This window comes from uncultured Bacteroides sp., assembly GCF_910585845.1.
In the GTDB taxonomy this organism is placed as follows: Bacteria; Bacteroidota; Bacteroidia; order Bacteroidales; family Bacteroidaceae; genus Bacteroides.
In genome coordinates, this window is the sequence record NZ_CAJUHF010000009.1 from 69645 (window position 1) to 87959 (window position 18315).

Below are 18315 nucleotides of genomic sequence, written 5' to 3' on the forward strand. Positions count from 1 at the left end.
AAAGAAGAACAAGCATACATAAAGGTACAATAAAGAAGGACAAGCATACATAGAGAATAACCGTGCACCCTTTTTTTTCTATATTGTTGGGGCATTGTCACTTGAAGGCAATGCCCCAACGGTATATTAAGTGGCAATGTCCCAACACCTTTTCTCCGTTTCCGATTGATTTTTCCAGAGATATGGATTATCTTTGCCGCTTAGAAACGAAGAGCGGCTGCACCCCGGCACAAAGAAATGAACAGATTCGTTTTATTTTATTCCCGGTTTGCACTATCTTCGCAAAGAATATCATTTTTTATAAAACAACAAAAGCAATGAAAAAATTTACCTACCTGCTCGCTGTGGCTGCCATGATGACTGCCTGTAGCGGAAACAAAGGTTATGTAGTGACCGGAACTGTAGAAGGAGGTGCCGACGGCGAGACCGTGTACCTGCAAAAGAGAGAAAAACGGAATATGGTGAAACTGGATTCGGCTGTCATCACCAACGGAACATTCACCTTCAAAGGCACGCAGGACACAGCTATGAACTGCTACGTGATTTGGGCACCCGAAGGCAAAGAGAATCTCCTGATGAACTTCTTCCTCGAAAACGGCAACATCAACATCGAGCTGACCCGGAATAATGACTCGGCAACCGGAACACCGAACAACAATGCATATCAGGAAATCAGATCTCAGATAAACGAAGTAAACAGCCAGCTGAACGAGCTCTTCAAGGCCATGTCCGACACCGCCCTCACTGCCGAACAACGCGAAGCCAAAATGAAAGAGGTAGAAGCCCTGACGGAAAAGATGAGCGAAATCAACAAGAAAGGCATCTTCAAGAACATCACCAACGCTGTAGGTATCCAACTGCTGAAAGAAAATTATTACAACTTCAACGTGGAAGAACTCGATCCGCTGATGCCGCAAATCCCGGCACAGTTCGAAAACGACGAGATGATCATCCTAATCAAGGAGAACGTAGAAAAGATGAAGGCTACCGCCGTAGGACGCACATTCACGGACTTCGCCATGAATACCCCCGAAGGAGAACCGGTGAAACTCTCCGACTACGTGGGCAAAGGCAAAGTGGTGCTCGTGGACTTTTGGGCAAGCTGGTGCGGACCCTGCCGCCGCGAAATGCCGAATCTGGTAGAAGCGTATGCCAAGTATAAAGACAAAGGATTTGAAATCGTAGGCGTATCCCTGGATCAAAACGCCGAGGCTTGGAAAAGCGCCATCGAAAAGCTGAACATCACCTGGCCGCAAATGTCCGACCTGAAATACTGGAACTGCGAAGGCGCACGCCTCTATGCAGTCAGCAGCATCCCCCACGTCGTACTGATCGACGGCGAAGGAACCATCATCGCACGCGGCCTGCATGGCGAAAAGCTGCTGGAGAAGCTGGCAGAGGTGATTAAGTAAGATTATTATAAGATATATTTGAAGAAGTAAAATTATATCTGAAGGAGTTATCGGGTTGAAGAAGCCATTACTTCCGATAACTCCTTCAACCGAATAACTACCTCAACCGAACAGCTCCTTCAACCCAATAACTACCTCAACCGAACAACTCCTTCAACCCAATAACTACCTCAACCGAACAACTCCTTCAACCCAATAACTCCCCCCTAAAAAATCCTCCCCTCCCCTATCTTCCTATCAGTTAGAGTTTTCCATTTTGAGCAATTTCGAAAAAGCAAGAAAAACGCAAAGTTCTCCAAAACAAAGCAGAATACATCTAACAATCAGCCGATTAATACATTTTAACTACAGAAAAGTTTTCCAAAACAAAAAACTTGGGGATAAGTTTATACCTTTGCAAAGTCATTTTTCAGACGAACAATTCCATAAAATAAGAAAACGAATAACCCCTTTAAAAACAAATCATGATACAGACTGTAGTCAAAAGAGACGGACGCATAGTCGGCTTCAACGAAGAGAAGATTATCACCGCCATCCGCAAAGCCATGATGCACACGGAGAAAGGCGAAGACATGCAACTGATAAGGCAAATCACCGACCACATATCTTTCAAAGGAAACGCACAGATGACGGTGGAAGCCATTCAGGATGCCGTAGAAATGGAACTGATGAAAAGCAGCCGCAAAGATGTAGCACAGAAGTACATCGCCTACCGCAATCAGCGCAGCATCGCCCGCAAAGCCAAGACCCGCGACATGTTTCTGGAGATTATAGACATCAAATCGAACGACGTCACAAGGGAAAACGCCAATATGAACGCCGACACTCCGGCAGGCATGATGATGAAATTCGCCAGCGAAACCACCAAACCCTTCGTAGACGACTACCTGCTGAGCGAGGAGGTGCTGGAGTCCGTGAACAACAACTATCTGCACATCCACGACAAGGATTATTATCCCACCAAGAGCCTGACCTGCGTACAGCACCCGCTGGACCGCATACTGAGCTGCGGATTCTCTGCCGGACACGGTGAGTCGCGCCCTGCAAAACGCATCGAAACCGCAAGCATCCTGGGCTGCATCTCACTGGAGACCGCCCAAAACGAAATGCACGGCGGTCAGGCCATCCCCGCATTCGACTTCTATCTGGCTCCCTACGTGCGCAACAGCTACATCGAAGAGGTCAAGAACCTGGAGGAACTGAACGGGAAGGACTACTCACACCTCTATCAGAAAGAACTTAACGACTACCTGCAACAGCCGCTGGACGGCCTTGACGGCGAAGAGAGAATCGTGCAACATGCCGTCAACAAGACCGTGGCACGCGTGCACCAGTCGATGGAAGCGTTCATCCACAACATGAACACCATCCACTCGCGCGGCGGCAACCAGGTCGTGTTCAGCTCCATCAACTACGGAACGGACACCTCCGCCGAAGGACGCTGCATCATCCGCGAACTGCTGAAAAGCACCTATCAGGGCGTGGGCAACGGCGAAACCGCCATCTTCCCCATCCAGATATGGAAGAAGAAACGGGGCGTCAGCTATCTGCCGGAAGACCGCAACTACGACCTCTACCAGCTTGCCTGCAAGGTGACGGCACGCCGCTTCTTCCCGAACTTCCTGAACCTGGACGCCACCTTCAACCAAAGCGAAGAGTGGAAAGCGGAAGATCCGAAACGCTATCAACACGAAGTCGCCACGATGGGATGCCGCACGCGGGTATTCGAAAACCGTTTCGGACCGAAGACCTCCATCGGACGCGGAAACCTTTCGTTCTCTACCATCAACATTGTACGCCTCGCCATCGAATGCATGGACATAGCCGATGAAGAGACGCGCATTGCCAAGTTCTTCGCCAAACTGGACCGGATGCTCGAAGTGACCGCACGCCAGCTGCACGAACGCATGGAGTTTCAGAAGACGGCATTCGCCAAGCAGTTCCCGCTGCTGATGTCGGCACTGTGGGTGGGATGCGAAAAGCTGAAACCGAACGACACCATAGCTCCGGTCATCAATCAGGGAACCCTGGGCATCGGCTTCATCGGACTGGCGGAATGTCTCGTGGCACTCACCGGAAAGCATCACGGCGAATCGGAGAAGTCGCAGGAGTTAGGCGTGCGGATCGTGACCTACATGCGCGACCGTGCCAACCAGTTCTCCGAGCAGTACCAGCACAACTACAGCGTGCTTGCCACGCCTGCCGAGGGCTTGTCGGGCAAGTTCACACGGGTAGACCGGAAGAAATTCGGCGTACTGCCCGGCATCACGGACAAGGATTATTACACCAACTCCAACCACGTGCCCGTCTACTATAAGTGCAGCGCACGCCACAAGGCGGAAGTCGAAGCGCCCTATCACGACCTGACACGCGGCGGACACATCTTCTACGTGGAGATAGACGGCGACGCGACCCACAATCCGGAGGTCATCATGCGCGTGGTGGACATGATGGACCAATACAACATCGGTTATGGCTCAGTGAACCATAACCGCAACCGTTGCCTCGAATGCGGCTACGAGAACTCCACGCCCAACCTGGAAGTCTGCCCGAAGTGCGGCAGCAACCACATCGACAAGTTGCAGCGCATCACCGGCTACCTCGTAGGTACCACCGACCGCTGGAACAAGGCGAAACTGGCGGAGCTGAACGACAGGGTTGTGCATGAGTAAGTATTTGATTGAATTCAAAGATACACTCCTTCTAAATTTTAAATTAATTTCAAATCGTGCTTTCAATACTTAACATCATAGAAGATACCACAGTGGACGGTCCGGGATTCCGGACCTCCATTTATGCGGCAGGTTGCCCTAACGGGTGTCCCGGCTGTCACAATCCCGAATCTTGGGACATCAACCACGGTCATTGGATGACCACGGACGAGATCGTGCAGAAGGTGCTTGCCGACGACTTTGCCGACGTGACCTTCAGCGGCGGCGACCCGATGTACCAGCCGGAAGGATTTACCAAAGTGGCACGCGCCATCAAAGAGAAAAGCGACAAGAGCATCTGGTGCTATACGGGCTACACCTTTGAGCGGTTGTTGCGCAATCCGCGGCAACATCAGTTGTTGCAATACATCGACGTACTTGTGGACGGCAGGTTCGAGAAGGAACTTCGCGACGAAAGCCTCTGCTTCAGAGGCAGCCGCAACCAGCGTCTGATCGATGTGCCCGCTTCGCTGAAGAAAGGGGAAGCCGTGGTATACAAATACAACCCTCTTCCCGTCGCCTGAACCGGCCGGAATGTGGCGCGATAGATACATACGTATGTATGGAAAACAATACGATGGTACGGAGTTCCAGCCCGATGGCTACCTGCTGATGTTCCAGCCCGACCTGTTGCACAACACACCGCTCGGACGGACGATGCGCGAATACTCGTTCTTCTCTTACGAAGCCAACGAAGCTCTGCATGAACGTAGTCTTTGCCTGACAGCCTCGCTGTCGTTGGCTACATCTTTCGAGGTAAGATGCCGGATTCCATAGGCTATCGCTTTTCGTCTTTGTCGATGTTTCGAATATGCCTTGCCGGTACGCCTCCTGCAACCGTATTGGCTGCCACGTCTTTCGTCACCACCGATCCGGCGGCGATAATGGCGTTGTCACCCACGGTCACACCCCGCAGGATGGTAGAGTTTGAACCGACCCACACGTTTTTGCCGATAAAATCAGAATATTCTTCGACATGGTTTATCTGTTCATTTGTTTTTCAAGTGCAAAAATAGCGGAAATCATAAGACAGGACGGTAGATGAATTACAGATATTATAACCCCAATTACATAATTTCCGGGGAGAATGTACGAAATCTATACTGAGGTTATATCAGGTGTATATGCCCTGTTCCTAAAACTGGAAAAGGCGTGCGACATCAAGTACGGACGCCAGAAGTACGATTACGAAGAAGGAACCATTGTCTGTTTCGCTCCCGGACAAACGGCAGATACAACACCTGAAGCAAAAAGAATTATCCCGTGAGGCCGAAAAATTGTTCCGTAAGACGAGAACCGTTCGTTCCGTGAGACAATAAGAATTGTCCCGCGAGACGAAATCACTCGTCCCGTGAGGCGAAATCGACCGTCTCACGAGACGAAACAAAACACCTCACGAGACAAGACCAACCGTCTTACATAACAACGTAAAAAAAAGGCTGCCCTGAGAAAATCAAGGGCAGCCTTTCGCTTTTCTATAAATTTATGTCGTCACGAAGACAATCGTTTTACACGAAGATACAATCGTTTTACACGAAGACACGCTCTGCCTTACACGAAACAACTCTGTCTTACATATACACACTCTGTCTTACATTACACAAACCAACGAACGTAGCAGAAGTCCTGACGGTGAGGCAGGTCGGCATTCTTCGGGAACATACGGTAGGATACCTTGAAGCTACCGGCGTTCTCCAGCTTATGCTTCACCTGGAAGGTGTAGAGGTCGCCCTCTTTCTTCACTACATTGAACGGCTCTACGGAATAGATGTGCTGCTTTCCGTCGGCAGCAGTGTAGATAGTCACCAGCTCCAGACCGACTGCGTCGTTCAGACCCTTCTCGTCGATCACGTAAGTGATGGTGTACTCCTTACCGCTCTCGATGGAGCCTTGCACGAGCTCTTCTGCCTTCTCGCAAGAAACCACTTCGATGCTGTCCCACTTGGAAGCCACTTCTTCTTTCCATGCAGCCAATGCCTTTGCCTTAGCATTGTCGTTGGCAGCGAGTTTCTTGAAGCGTTCGGCCATCTTGGTGTAGAACTTGCTGTAGTAGTCGTCCAGCTGGCGCTTCATCGTATAGTGAGGAGCGATCTGTGCGATGGAGTTCTTGATGGTTCTCACCCAGCCTTCCGAGTAACCCTTCTTGTTGCGGGCATAGTAGAGCGGCAGGATTTCCGTCTCAAGGATGCTGTAGATCGTAGCGGCATCCAGCTGGTCTTGGTGTTCCTGGTTCTGGTAGGTACGCTTTTCGGTCAACGCCCATCCTGCACCTTCGCGATAGCCTTCGAGCCACCAGCCGTCGAGCACGGAGAAGTTGACAACACCGTTCATCAGCGCCTTCTCGCCGGACGTACCGGAAGCTTCGAGCGGACGTGTCGGAGTGTTCAGCCAGATATCTACACCGGACACCAGACGGCGTGCCAGCTGCATGTCGTAGTTCTCCAGGAAGATGATCTTGCCCAGGAACTCCGGACGGCGTGAGATTTCGATGATACGCTTGATCAGTCCCTGACCTGCGCCGTCGTGCGGATGCGCCTTTCCGGTGAAGAGGAATTGTACCGGATAGTCGGGGTTGTTCACGATCTTGGCCAGACGCTCAAGGTCAGTGAACAGCAGGTGGGCACGCTTGTAGGTGGCGAAACGGCGTCCGAAACCGATCAGCAGTGCATTGGGATTGATCTTGTCCATCAGCGAAACGATGCGTGAAGGATCGCCTTGGTTCTTCAGCCAAGTTTCACGGTATTGCTTGCGGACGTAGTCTATCAGCTTGTTCTTCAGCGCCATGCGTGTCTCCCAAATCTTTTCGTCGGGCACGTTGTAGATGGCTTCCCAGATCTTGGCGTTAGACTGGTCGTTGAGGAAGTTGGCGTCGAAGTTGGCAGCGTAGAGGTGCTTCCACTCGGTTGCGCTCCATGTGGGGAAGTGTACACCGTTGGTCACGTAGCCCACGTGCATCTCTTCGGGGAAGTAGCCCTTCCAGATGGAAGAGAACATCTCTTGCGATACTTTTCCGTGCAGCCAGCTCACACCGTTCACTTCCTGTGAGGTGTTGCAAGCGAATACGGACATGCAGAAGCGTTCGCCCTTGTCGCCCGGATTGTTGCGGCCGAGGTCCATCAGTTCGTCCCAAGTGATGCCCATCTTGGCGGGATAACCGCCCATGTACTTGCCGAAAAGGCCTTCGTCGAAGTAGTCGTGGCCGGCGGGAACCGGAGTGTGTACTGTGTAGAGTGAAGAAGCACGCACCAGCTCGATAGCCTGGTTGTAGGACATGCCTTCAGCCACGTAGTCGCAGATGCGCTGAACGTTGATCAGTGCGGCATGGCCTTCGTTGCAGTGGTACACGTCTTTCTTGATGCCCAGTTTCTTCAGGGTCAGCATACCGCCGATACCGAGCAGGATCTCCTGTTTCAGACGGTTTTCCCAGTCACCGCCATAGAGTTGGTGAGTGATGGGGCGGTCGAACTCGCTGTTCATCTCGTTGTCGGTGTCCAGCAGGTAGAGGGACACACGGCCTACGTTCACGCGCCATACGTTAGCATGCACGAAGTAGTCCAGATAGGGCACGTCTACCACAAGCTGGTTTCCGTGTTCGTCCAGCACGCGGTCGAGGGGCAGCTGTCCGAAGTTCTGAGCCTCATAGTTGGCAATCTGCTGTCCGTCCATGGAGAGGGTTTGCGTGAAGTAGCCGTAGCGATAGAGGAAACCTACTGCGCAAAGGTCTACGTTGCTGTCGGAAGCCTCTTTCAGATAATCACCGGCCAATACGCCCAGACCACCGGAATATATCTTGAGTACTTGGTTCAAACCATATTCCATACTGAAATAGGCAACGGAAGGACGTTTCTTGTCAGGCTCTACATCCATGTATGCCTTGAACTTGGAATACACGGCATTCATTCTCTTCAGAATGACTTTGTCACCTGCAAGGGCTTCGAGTTTCGCATAGCTCATTCTTTCCAGCAGAAGAACCGGATTATGGCCGACTTCTTTCCACAAAGCAGGGTCAAGGTCTCTGAACAGCTCGGTGGCTTCATAGTTCCACGACCACCAAATGTTACGCGCCAATTCTGACAATTTCTCCAACTCGGCTGGAATGTGAGACTTCACATTCACATCTTTCCAGTTTGGAGTGTTTACATTACTAACTTTAATCTTCATTGTATAATTACTTGATTGATTAATAATTCTTGTTTATGTTTTCGCTCTCGCTCATTGATATATTCTTTTTTGCCATTTCATTGATATATCCGCATTGGTATATCCTTTATTGATATATTCTTATTGATATATCCGCATTGACATATCCGCATTGATATATCCTCTTTCACTCAGCCCAACAGGCGCTCTTTCGCACGGCGGAGCGCAAAGTCGTAGGCTTCGTAATAATATTCAATGAAATGTTTCCACAAAGCCTGCTCGGCAACCTGTGCGGCACGCTTGCGTATCTCTTTCACTTCGGCCTCTGTCTTGGCGGAGAATGCCGAAATGGTGTCCTTGATGCCGTCTGCCACCTCGGAGTAGTTGTAGTCCGAACGGTGCAGCACCTCTACCCCATCGTCGATGCCGTGCTGGTTCTTCAGGCTCTTCACCCAAAGTCCGAAACCGGCAAGGTCGGTCGTGATGGTGGGCACGCGGAAGGCAACGCTCTCCAACGGCGTGTAGCCCCACGGCTCGTAGTACGAGGGATAGACGCTGAGGTCCTGACCCAGTATGAGGTCGTAGTAGTGCTTGTTGAGGATGCCGTCTTTGCCGTCGAGGTAGCAGGGGACGAAGATGACTTTCACCTTATCTTCCGGACGGTTGCCCATGCCCATGTATTTCAGCATGTCGAGCACTTGGTCGTGCGTCATGTTGTGCAGCCAGTGGGTGATGAAGGGCACTTCCAGCGGAGTGGTGAACTTCTTCTTGCTCTTCAGACGCTGTTGCAGGTCTTCGCGGGCATCGCCCACCCATCCGGGCACGTTGATGAAGGCAAGGATATTCTTCTTCAGGTTTTTGTCGCGGTTCAAGCGGTTCAGCGACTCCAGGAAGACGTTGATGCCTTTGTTGTTGAACTCATAGCGTCCGCTGGTACCTACCAGCAGCGTGTCGTCGCCCAGGTTCGTGCCCAGCAGGCAGTTTGCCGTACGCAGTAGGGCGGCACGTGCACGTTTGCGCTTTCCGCTGAACGTGGTTCCCTTCGGTACGAAATCGTCCTCAAAGCCATTCATCAGCACAACGTCGGCCGGCTTGTCGAGCAGCTCTTTGCATTCGTTGTTGGTTATCTGGCTCACCGTGGTGAAACAGTCCACGTAGTGTGCGGTCTGTTTTTCGATGGAATGTTTGGACTGCATGTTGAGTTCTCCTGCCATTTGGTCGCCGTTGTAGGCGAAGAGGTAATCGTAGAGGGGTTTTCCGTTTCCGGCGATGGAGCGTCCGATGGACGTGGCGTGTGTGGTGAAGATGGTGGCTATCTCGGGTACGGCGCTTTGCAGATAGAGGGCGCCCATACCGGTCATCCACTCATGTGCCTGATAGACCACTTTGTCTGTTTCCATCAGGTTGTAGCGGTAGAAGCTTTCCACCACTTTTCCGGCGGCATACGAGAACATGGAGGCTTCGTCATAGTCGCCGTACGCATGCAGCGAATCTACTTGGAAACGGTTCCACATTTCGGTATAAATCTCATTCTTCTGTGCGAAAAACGGTTGAAAATCAACCAGTATAACAATCGGAGCGCCCGGAATATTCCAGCGTCCTACACGGACGGAAAGGTTATCTTTTTCAGCAGCATGCTTTCTCCATGCCGCACAAAGGTTGTCGGACTCGATAAACAAAGGATTCTCTCTTCCTTGCCAGAAATCCGGTCCTATAAAAAACAATCTATCATGAAATTTTGCCTGCAACGTATTTGCTCGCGTAGACAAAACTGTGTAGATACCGCCAACCTTATTGCATACTTCCCAACTCGATTCGAAGATGTAATCGGGGGTTAACAGTGCTTTTGTCATATTACTTTTAATATCTATTACTTTATTTCGGCTGCAAAATTACATATTATTCTTTGAAAAATAGCCTATTAATCAAAAAAACTAATGAAATATAGATAAACAATCGTTTGCGGTATGAGATAAGGAATCGGAAAATCAATCTGCAAATGCTCCATAAAGGGGCTGATTGCATAGCTGACGGGATTACAAAAAAAGGCTCATTTATACGTAACTTTCAAAATTTGAGCGAGATACATTATTGGGCAATTGCCTATAAAGCAGATGACCGCAGATAGAATCAATCTAATCTGCGGTCATCCCCAAAATCTATGTCATTCTATGTTATTCTCTGCTATTCTATGTTCCTTATACCAGGAAGGTAGCCACCAGTGCCAAGATAGCATAGAACTCCGGAAGAGCTGCGTAAATCATCGTGTTGGTCTGCACGTCGTGTCCTTGTGACACACCTACGATACCGTTTGCGCAGACTTGTCCCTGACGGATAGCCGAGAACAAGCATACCAGTCCTACGCCCAGTCCTACACCGAACCACAGCGCACCCGTCTCAGCCGTCACCTTACCGAAATGGAGCAGGAAAGCCAAGAAACCGTAAAGACCCTGCGTAGCGGGAAGTGCAGAAAGAATCATGTAACCTGCCGACTTGGAGGGATCTTTCTTCAGAGCACCTTCTGCGGCATTACCGGCAATTGTTGTACCATAACAGCTGCCGATACCGGCAAGACCCAACATGAGGCCCATTCCTAAATAACCTAATAATTCGTTCATAATGTTTTCTTCGTTTTATATTTGTTTATTATTTCTATATTGTTTTATCTCTTAAAGGATTGATATCCTGTTTATTTCTTAAAAGGTTTATATTGCAAACCTTTTCCTTGATAACCGGCATTCTTGAAATATTCCACAAACGTCAGACGCAACGGATGCACAAACGCACTCAAGCAAGACATGGCGATGTTCAGCGTATGGCCCACCAGGATGATCAGCCCGAAACCGATCCAACCGAACACGGCAGACACGCCTTCCGTTCCATCCACCACCATCAGTGCCAGATTGTTGAACGTCTGTCCCAGCATACCGCCTGCCAGACCGAGGGCAAACAGACGGATGTACGACAACGTATCGCCCAGCAGTCCGGACGCCATGTTGTAAGTGTCCCACAGTCCTGCGCCGATATTCACCAGCACGTTACGGCGAAGGTTGTTCAGCAGGTAGATGCCTACCGCTCCCACACCGGCCACGGCTATGAATGCCCATTTGGACACCTCTGCCGGAATGATGCTGAGGAAAGAAAGCGTACCCACTACGACACCTCCCACGATAAACAGCCACCATCCCCATGCGCTCAGCGACTCCTTGAAGCCGTAGAACACCGTACTGTTGATGGCCTTCACCGTCATGGCTATCGAGATGTGGACCACGCCGATTCCAAGCGCCAGTATCATCTGCTTGTCATACGTCGAACCGAACAGTTCCACGTTGCCTGCGATGATGAAGTTCTTCAGGTTCTGAGGCAAGTCGGAGTCGATCAGGCTCATGCCGAAGAACGTCCCCAAGAAGGCTCCGAAGACCGTTGTGAATATACCCAAGGTAATCACCAGATTCATCATGCCTGCCATCTCCTTACCCAGCTTCTTCTTCAGCAAGAAGCCCAGCAGGATCAGAATCAGACCGTACCCGGCATCGCCCATACAGAATGCAAAGAACAGCGAGAAGAACGGAGCCACAATCGGTGTCGGGTCGAAATCCGTGAAACTGGGCATACCGTACATCTTGGTCAGCACCTCGTACATGCGTGTAAAGGCGTTGTTCTTGAGTTTCACAGGCACGTCGTCCTCACGGGTCGCATTTCTGGACTCGTAGTACACGCAGCTCTCGTCGAGATACTTCTTCAGCTCTTCTTCCTGATCGGCAGGCACCCAGCCTTCCAGCAGGGCAACTGCTCCTTCGGCAACTTCCTCGCTGCTCAGCTTCACCTTCATCCAGTCGATCTCGCCGTATAGCTTGCTTTCGCCCTCTTTGAGTGTAGCGTAGTTTGCCTTGCAGAATTGCTTCAGGTCTTCGTCCGCTTGCCGCAGGGCTTTCTCGTTCTCCGCCTTGCCGGCTTTCAGTTCCGAAAGGTTCCGTGCCGGAAGCCGCAACGGGTCGATGTCCAGGGCCACAGGCGAACAGGTCACCGTCACAAACCGGATCAGATTGCCGTCATCGCCGACGATGATCGCGTTGTGCTCCTCTTCCCAAGCGGTATCATAGTCTTTCTTCGGACAGGCATAGAACTGCACGTGCCATCCTGCCGCCTCCAGCTTACGCACGACCTCCCAGTCGAAGTCGCCCCAGACTTCCATCTGGTCGATCTCCTTGTCGAGGACGGACGCCTGCTGGTTCAGATTCTGAATCCGGTTCTTCAGGTCTTCGTACTGCTGCACCAGCGCATCGGGCGCCAGTTCGCTGTGCACATGCTCGTCCGGCTGTTTGTCCGCCAAGAGGAACATCGACTGAAGCACACCTTTATAGAGAGTCTGCTTGCGGAGTATCAGTTGCAGCGAGTCGTCCATTTCGCCCCACTGCTTCTCTACCACGTGCACCACTCCCAGTTCCCTGATCCGCTCCAGGAACATTTCATACTCCTTATGATAGACAAGGAATGTCAGCTTCTTCATTTTTGTAATCATGCCTCTGCCTCCTTCCTGCTTTCCTGATGGGATTTCATGATTTTCTGCGACGATTTGGAGAGGTTTTCCTCATCCTCCATGAAGCGCTTGATCTTTCGCAGAGCATCCTGATAGCCAGGAATCTGCACTTTCTCAAAAAGATTCACCTTTTGGGTGGTCTTCTTACGTGCATGTTCCAGCAAGCCCAGCTTGGCGACGATGAACTCCCGTTCGACAGCCGTATGCGCCAGTGTCTTGAGCAGATATACCCCATCCGCATACCACTTGGGCGCATTGAACAGGCTGTATGGCCGTATCTCGAAATCCACGCTTTCGAGCAACGGTACCCGCACGCCGGCAATCTTCTTCACCCCGAGATGGACATCGTTGACCCTGATCAGCGATGGGTCGAACTCATTCCAAAGGGCAAACATTGCTTCATAGGCCTGGATTTCCCGTTCCAACTTCTCGTCCAGCACGGCAGCTTCCGACTTGCAGCGCTTCACTTCCATGCGCAGCGCGCTCTCCTTGTTCTTGATGATAGGCAGAGTACGCACCCGCACCTTCAGTTGCTTTTCCAGCTGCTGGAGAGAGGTTTTGTTATATTGAAACTTAATCATACGAAACTAATTATTAAAGATTGGATTTCTCTCATTTCGGCCAATACTGGTCCACGAGTTCCTTCTTGATGTTCACCTCTTCGGGACGGAAGTACTGACCGAACAGGCTCCACGCCACGTCGAGCATCTCCGTCGTGTCGAGGTTGACGTCAATGGCAAGCAATTGGTTGGAATAATCCTTGGCAAAGGCAAGCGTACGTTCGTCGTAGTTCGTCAGGTCGAAACCGTTCTCCAGCTTGGTCTTCGCATTGGCGGCATCGGCATACAGACGCACGGCGGCATTCATCACCTGCGGGTGGTCCTTACGCGTCTTCTTTCCCGTAACGAGCTGTTTCAGACGAGACAACGAGCGGAACGGGTCGACGATGACCTTGCCTATGTCCGTGTCGCGGCGCAAGAAGAGCTGTCCCTCCGTGATGTATCCCGTATTGTCGGGCACGGCATGTGTGATATCGCCTCCGGACAGGGTCGTCACCGCGATAATCGTGATGGAACCGCCGCTGGGGAACTGCACTGCCTTCTCGTAGATCTTCGCCAAGTCCGAATAGAGCGAACCGGGCATGGAGTCTTTCGAAGGGATCTGGTCCATACGGTTGGACACGATAGCCAACGCGTCGGCGTAGGAGGTCATATCGGTCAACAGTACCAGCACTTTCTCGTTGTTCTTCACTGCGAAATACTCAGCTGCCGTCAGTGCCATGTCCGGAATCAGCAGACGCTCAACGGGCGGGTTCTCGGTGGTGTTCATGAAGCTGACGATGCGGTCGAGCGCACCGGCATTGGAGAACACGTTCTTAAAATAGAGGTAGTCGTCGTTGGTCATACCCATACCGCCCAAGATGATCTTGTCGGTTTCGGCACGGAGCGCCACGTTCGCCATCACCTGGTTGAAAGGCTGGTCGGGGTCGGCAAAGAAGGGAATCTTCTGTCCGGACACCAGCGTGTTGTTCAGGTCGATGCCTGCGATACCGGTTGCAATCAGCTCGGACGGCTGTTTGCGTCGTACGGGGTTCACAGACGGTCCGCCGATCTCCACTTCCTCTCCCTCAATGGCAGGTCCGCCATCGATCGGGTCACCGAAAGCGTTGAAGAAGCGTCCGGCAAGCTGCTCGCTCACCTTCAGCGTAGGCGACTTGCCCAGGAATACAATCTCTGCATTGGTGGGGATACCTTCCGTACCCTCGAACACCTGCAAAGTCACGTCGTCACCGGCAATCTTCACCACCTGGGCGAGTTTGCCGTTCACGGTTGCCAGCTCGTCATACCCCACCCCCGTCGCTTTCAGCGAACAAGTGGCTTTCGTTATCTGAGTGACCTTAGTATATATCTTTTGAAATGCTTTTGTTGCCATCTTATTCTTAAAGTTATGCTTTACGTTCTTCTATCAATTCCTGCAACTGCTTGCGGAATCCTTCGTACTCCTCGGACTTGAACCTTGAGTAGTTCATCTGCTTGCACACGTTGATCATTTTCTTGAAGTACTCCATCACTTCATTGAAGTTGTCGAACTCAAATTCCGTATGGCAGATGTCGATGATCATGTTCAGAATGTCCTCCTGACGTTCCATCGGCGTCACGGCGTCAATCTCGTCGAAGGCATCCTGTTGCAGGATCACGAAGTCGATCAGTTCCGACTTCCAGAAGATCACGTGATATTCCACGGGCACACCGTCGTCGCCGAGGATGTTGATCTGTTCGGCAATCTCCTTTCCGCGTTGCAGGCGGTTCTTGATTTCGTTCACCTTGCCGATCCATTCGCCGTTGATATGTTGCTTGATATACTCCTCAAATTCAGGATATTCGATATACTTGGAGTAGGAGTCGATCGGGTTCACGGCAGGATAACGTTTCTTGTCCGCACGGTCCTGTTCGAGGGCATAGAAGCAGCGTGCCACCTTCTTCGTGTTCTCCGTCACCGGCTCTTTCAGGTTACCGCCGGCAGGCGACACCGTACCGATGAAGGTGATGGAACCCGTCTTGCCGTTGTTCAGCACCACGTATCCGGCACGCCCGTAGAAGTTGGATATGATGGAAGACAAGTCCATCGGGAACGCATCCGGTCCGGGCAGCTCCTCCATACGGTTCGACATCTCACGCAATGCCTGCGCCCAACGCGAAGTGGAGTCTGCCATCAGCAGCACCTTCAGTCCCATGCTCCGGTAGTACTCTGCAATCGTCATGGCCGTATATACCGACGCCTCACGGGCAGCCACAGGCATGTTCGAGGTGTTGGCGATGATGATCGTACGCTCCATCAGCTTGCGTCCCGTATGCGGGTCCACCAGTTCGGGGAACTCCGTAAAGATCTCCACAACCTCGTTGGCACGCTCACCACAGGCGGCAATGATCACGATGTCCGCTTCCGCCTGCTTGGAGATGGCATGCTGGAGCACGGTCTTTCCCGTACCGAACGGGCCGGGGATGAATCCCGTACCGCCTTCCACGATGGGGTTCACCGTGTCGATCACGCGCACACCCGTTTCCAGCAGTTTGAAAGGACGCGGTTTCTCCTTATAGTTTGTCATGGCGCGTTTCACGGGCCATTTCTGTATCATGTTCACCGGTACGTCGTTACCCGCTTCGTCGGTCAGCACGGCGATGGTATCCTCGATGGCATACTCACCTTCTGCCACGATCGACTTCACGGTGCAGACACCCTTCTGCGTGAAAGGCACCATGATCTTCAGGGGCTGGAAGTTCTCGTCCACCTGTCCGAGCCAGGCAGCGGCTTCCACCTTGTCGCCCACCTTCACCAGCGGCACGAAATGCCACTTGCTTTCCTTATCCAGCGGATAAGTATACTGACCGCGTTTCAAGAAGACGCCGTCCATTTTGTCGAGGTCATTTTGCAGACCGTCATAGTTCTTCGAAAGCATACCCGGGCCCAATGTCACCTCAAGCATGTGTCCGGTAAATTCGGCTTCGGCGCCCACCTTCAGTCCGCGCGTGCTCTCGAACACCTGCACGTACACATGGGTACCTACCACCTTAATCACCTCCGCCATCAGTCGGTCGCCTCCGGTCGAGATGTAGCAAATCTCGTTCTGTGCCACCGGCCCGTCAACGACGAGGGTTACCATGTTGGCTATAACGCCATTAACAGTTCCTTTTGTTGCCATATAATCATGTTATTTGTTTTATCTGAATTCTGCGGGAATCTTCACTTCGTCCTTCAGCGTGGCTATGATGCTGCGGAACATCCGATTACCCTTTTCCTTATCCAACGAAATCCACCGTTCTATCATCTCCAGTTGCAGCAGGAAGACGAAGAGGCGCTCTATCGTGAAATAATCGAAGAAAGAGGCTTCCTCCATCCATTTCCAACGCAGCTGGTCTATCTTCTTCTCCCTTTCCAGCAGTTCGGCGGTTTCGCTGATCTTCACCAACTGCTCCAAGATGTCCACTTCCCCCGCCAGTCCGAAGTCGCGCGAAGTCGACGTGCGCAAAGCCTCGCACACCTCCGTATCGCCCACGATCAGCGGCGCCACGTCCATCTTGAATTTCCGTGCCGTCAGTGCCACCAGTATATTGTTCATCGTCATGTTGAACTCAAACCAAGAAGATACGAAACGGTTCCCACATTTCATGGCATAGCCGTAGTAGAGTGCGGCCAGACGGTCTTCGTGCAAGAAGCCCTCTTCGGCAGGAGTTGCGAAATATTCGGAAATGAACGTAGAGAGATAGGAAGGAAATGCAGAATCGGGCACCTCGTCACCCTCTTTCAGCAACGAGATGACCTCCAACAGTTGCTCTGCGGAGTACACTCCACGGGGATCGATAGCCGCATCCCGGTCTGCCAGCAGCTTCAAGACGTTCGCATTGTCAAACTTCAAGTAAAACAAGTCGACCAGTCTTTTGTCTTCGTCCGACAGGCTCGGATACAGTTCCGTTTTGAAATCAGCTACCGTATAGCTCAGCTTACTGTCCTCCAGCGTAAGTTCAGGCAAACCGGCCACCAAGTAGTAATAGCATTTACTCATATCCAGTGCAGATTTTTAGAAGAGCATTTCCACTAACTGCGGACGCAGGAATTCTTTGAAATAGTTCATGAACTCTTCTTCACCGAAATTCACCTTATAAGAACCGTCGGCGGGCGAAACCGAGAACAGAGCCTTGTTGCCGTTCACCTGCTCGATGCTCACGCCTTTGTCCAACAAATCCTTTGCCTGTGCGGCGAAATAGTTCTTCAGTCCTTCCGCATCGTCGGTAGAGATGACGATCGGCTCGTTCACGCTCCATTTGGAGGCCAGTGCCACGATAAATGCGTTCAGGTAGTTTTTGTCGGCAGCGAAAGCCTTTACGTCAGCCGTCACGATCTTGTCCGTCACCAGAGTGGCGATTTCAGACTTCAACGCGTTCACGGCCTGTCCGGCAAACAGTTTCAGTTCCGACTTGGTATTTTCCGCCAGTTCATCGGCAGACTTGCGTGAAGCAGCCACAATTGCTTCGGCCTCCTTACGAGCGTCTTCCACAATTTTCTTGGCTTCATCTTGAGCGTTAGCGATAAGTTTCTGAGCCTCGGCATTGCCTTTCTCGACTCCTTCACGGTAAATCTTATCAGTTAACTCTTGAATTTTGTTTTCCATATCTACAGGAATTATTTTAATAATTATATAATTGCGATTTTTTCCTCTCTTATTAGATTCGACCTCAAAAGTAGTAAAATCCCTTAGATAAAAAGAAGAAAGAAGAAAATAAAAACAAGATAACCGCTAAAAAAAGTTTTTTATCCTCTTTTTATTCCTTAATAATACAAATGAAGCGACAAAACAAAGAAAATATGGCGGGAAAAGTAAAGCAAGAGATTCCGAAGGAGTTATTGGGTAACCCTTTTTGGGGTGCGAGAGCTTCCTCTTTCCATTATCAATTATTAAATTCCTAAAAGAAATTGAAGTATCTTTCCATTGTCAATTATCAATTGTAATTGTCAA

The 18315-nt window shown here is 51.0% G+C and carries 13 protein-coding genes and 2 pseudogenes; 5 read left to right on the forward strand and 10 right to left on the reverse strand.

Going from position 1 to position 18315, the window contains the following annotated elements; genetic code table 11:
* The first annotated feature begins 317 nt into the window (after window positions 1-317).
* The 4 genes from QZ323_RS04500 to QZ323_RS04515 all read left to right on the forward strand — a co-directional run bounded on the left by QZ323_RS04500 (window position 318) and on the right by QZ323_RS04515 (window position 4900).
* Window positions 318-1412 carry a TlpA disulfide reductase family protein gene (locus tag QZ323_RS04500; protein WP_294633169.1) on the forward strand — a complete coding sequence of 365 codons (1095 nt, stop codon included), beginning with the start codon at window positions 318-320 and terminating at the stop codon, window positions 1410-1412.
* A 464-nt stretch (window positions 1413-1876) separates the two neighbouring features.
* Entirely contained in the window at window positions 1877-4084 is a 2208-nt protein-coding gene (locus QZ323_RS04505) for an anaerobic ribonucleoside triphosphate reductase (protein WP_294633171.1), read from the forward strand.
* 56 nt (window positions 4085-4140) lie between these two features.
* The gene (nrdG, locus tag QZ323_RS04510) at window positions 4141-4647 is read left to right on the forward strand and encodes an anaerobic ribonucleoside-triphosphate reductase activating protein (RefSeq protein ID WP_294633173.1); all 507 of its coding nucleotides are present in this window, start codon (window positions 4141-4143) and stop codon (window positions 4645-4647) included.
* Window positions 4648-4681: 34 nt separating this feature from the next.
* Complete coding sequence (locus QZ323_RS04515; protein WP_294633175.1) at window positions 4682-4900, forward strand: hypothetical protein; 219 nt, start codon at window positions 4682-4684, stop codon at window positions 4898-4900.
* A gap of 1 nt (window position 4901) precedes the next feature.
* Here the strand turns inward: QZ323_RS04515 and QZ323_RS04520 are convergent.
* Window positions 4902-5078 (reverse strand): annotated as a pseudogene (locus QZ323_RS04520) (DapH/DapD/GlmU-related protein); the annotation flags it as partial.
* Window positions 5079-5240: 162 nt separating this feature from the next.
* On the opposite strand from QZ323_RS04520, the pseudogene QZ323_RS04525 reads away from it, so the two are divergent.
* Window positions 5241-5366 (forward strand): annotated as a pseudogene (locus QZ323_RS04525) (AraC family transcriptional regulator); the annotation flags it as partial.
* A gap of 353 nt (window positions 5367-5719) precedes the next feature.
* Here the strand turns inward: QZ323_RS04525 and QZ323_RS04530 are convergent.
* The 9 genes from QZ323_RS04530 to QZ323_RS04570 form a co-directional block, all read right to left on the reverse strand.
* Window positions 5720-8284, reverse strand: a complete 2565-nt coding sequence (locus QZ323_RS04530) for a glycosyltransferase family 1 protein (RefSeq protein WP_294633177.1) — start codon at window positions 8282-8284, stop codon at window positions 5720-5722.
* A gap of 170 nt (window positions 8285-8454) precedes the next feature.
* Window positions 8455-10116: a glycogen/starch synthase gene (locus QZ323_RS04535; RefSeq protein WP_294633179.1), complete on the reverse strand. Its 1662-nt coding sequence runs from the start codon at window positions 10114-10116 to the stop codon at window positions 8455-8457.
* Window positions 10117-10461: 345 nt separating this feature from the next.
* Entirely contained in the window at window positions 10462-10881 is a 420-nt protein-coding gene (locus QZ323_RS04540) for an ATPase (RefSeq protein WP_294633181.1), read from the reverse strand.
* A gap of 71 nt (window positions 10882-10952) precedes the next feature.
* Window positions 10953-12785, reverse strand: a complete 1833-nt coding sequence (locus QZ323_RS04545; RefSeq protein ID WP_303034410.1) for a V-type ATPase 116kDa subunit family protein — start codon at window positions 12783-12785, stop codon at window positions 10953-10955.
* Window positions 12782-13384 (reverse strand): V-type ATP synthase subunit D, encoded by a 603-nt coding sequence (locus QZ323_RS04550; protein ID WP_294633185.1) that lies wholly within the window; start codon window positions 13382-13384, stop codon window positions 12782-12784. The genes QZ323_RS04545 and QZ323_RS04550 overlap by 4 nt, the downstream gene beginning before the upstream one ends.
* A gap of 31 nt (window positions 13385-13415) precedes the next feature.
* Window positions 13416-14735, reverse strand: coding sequence for a V-type ATP synthase subunit B (locus tag QZ323_RS04555; RefSeq protein ID WP_294633186.1), 1320 nt, complete (start codon window positions 14733-14735; stop codon window positions 13416-13418).
* A 13-nt stretch (window positions 14736-14748) separates the two neighbouring features.
* On the reverse strand, window positions 14749-16503 hold the full coding sequence (locus QZ323_RS04560) for a V-type ATP synthase subunit A (protein WP_294633188.1): 1755 nt from the start codon (window positions 16501-16503) through the stop codon (window positions 14749-14751).
* 18 nt (window positions 16504-16521) lie between these two features.
* On the reverse strand, window positions 16522-17364 hold the full coding sequence (locus QZ323_RS04565) for a DUF2764 domain-containing protein (RefSeq protein ID WP_294633190.1): 843 nt from the start codon (window positions 17362-17364) through the stop codon (window positions 16522-16524).
* Between the two features lie 15 nt (window positions 17365-17379).
* The gene (locus QZ323_RS04570) at window positions 17380-17970 is read right to left on the reverse strand and encodes a hypothetical protein (RefSeq protein ID WP_294633192.1); all 591 of its coding nucleotides are present in this window, start codon (window positions 17968-17970) and stop codon (window positions 17380-17382) included.
* Window positions 17971-18315 lie beyond the last annotated feature (345 nt).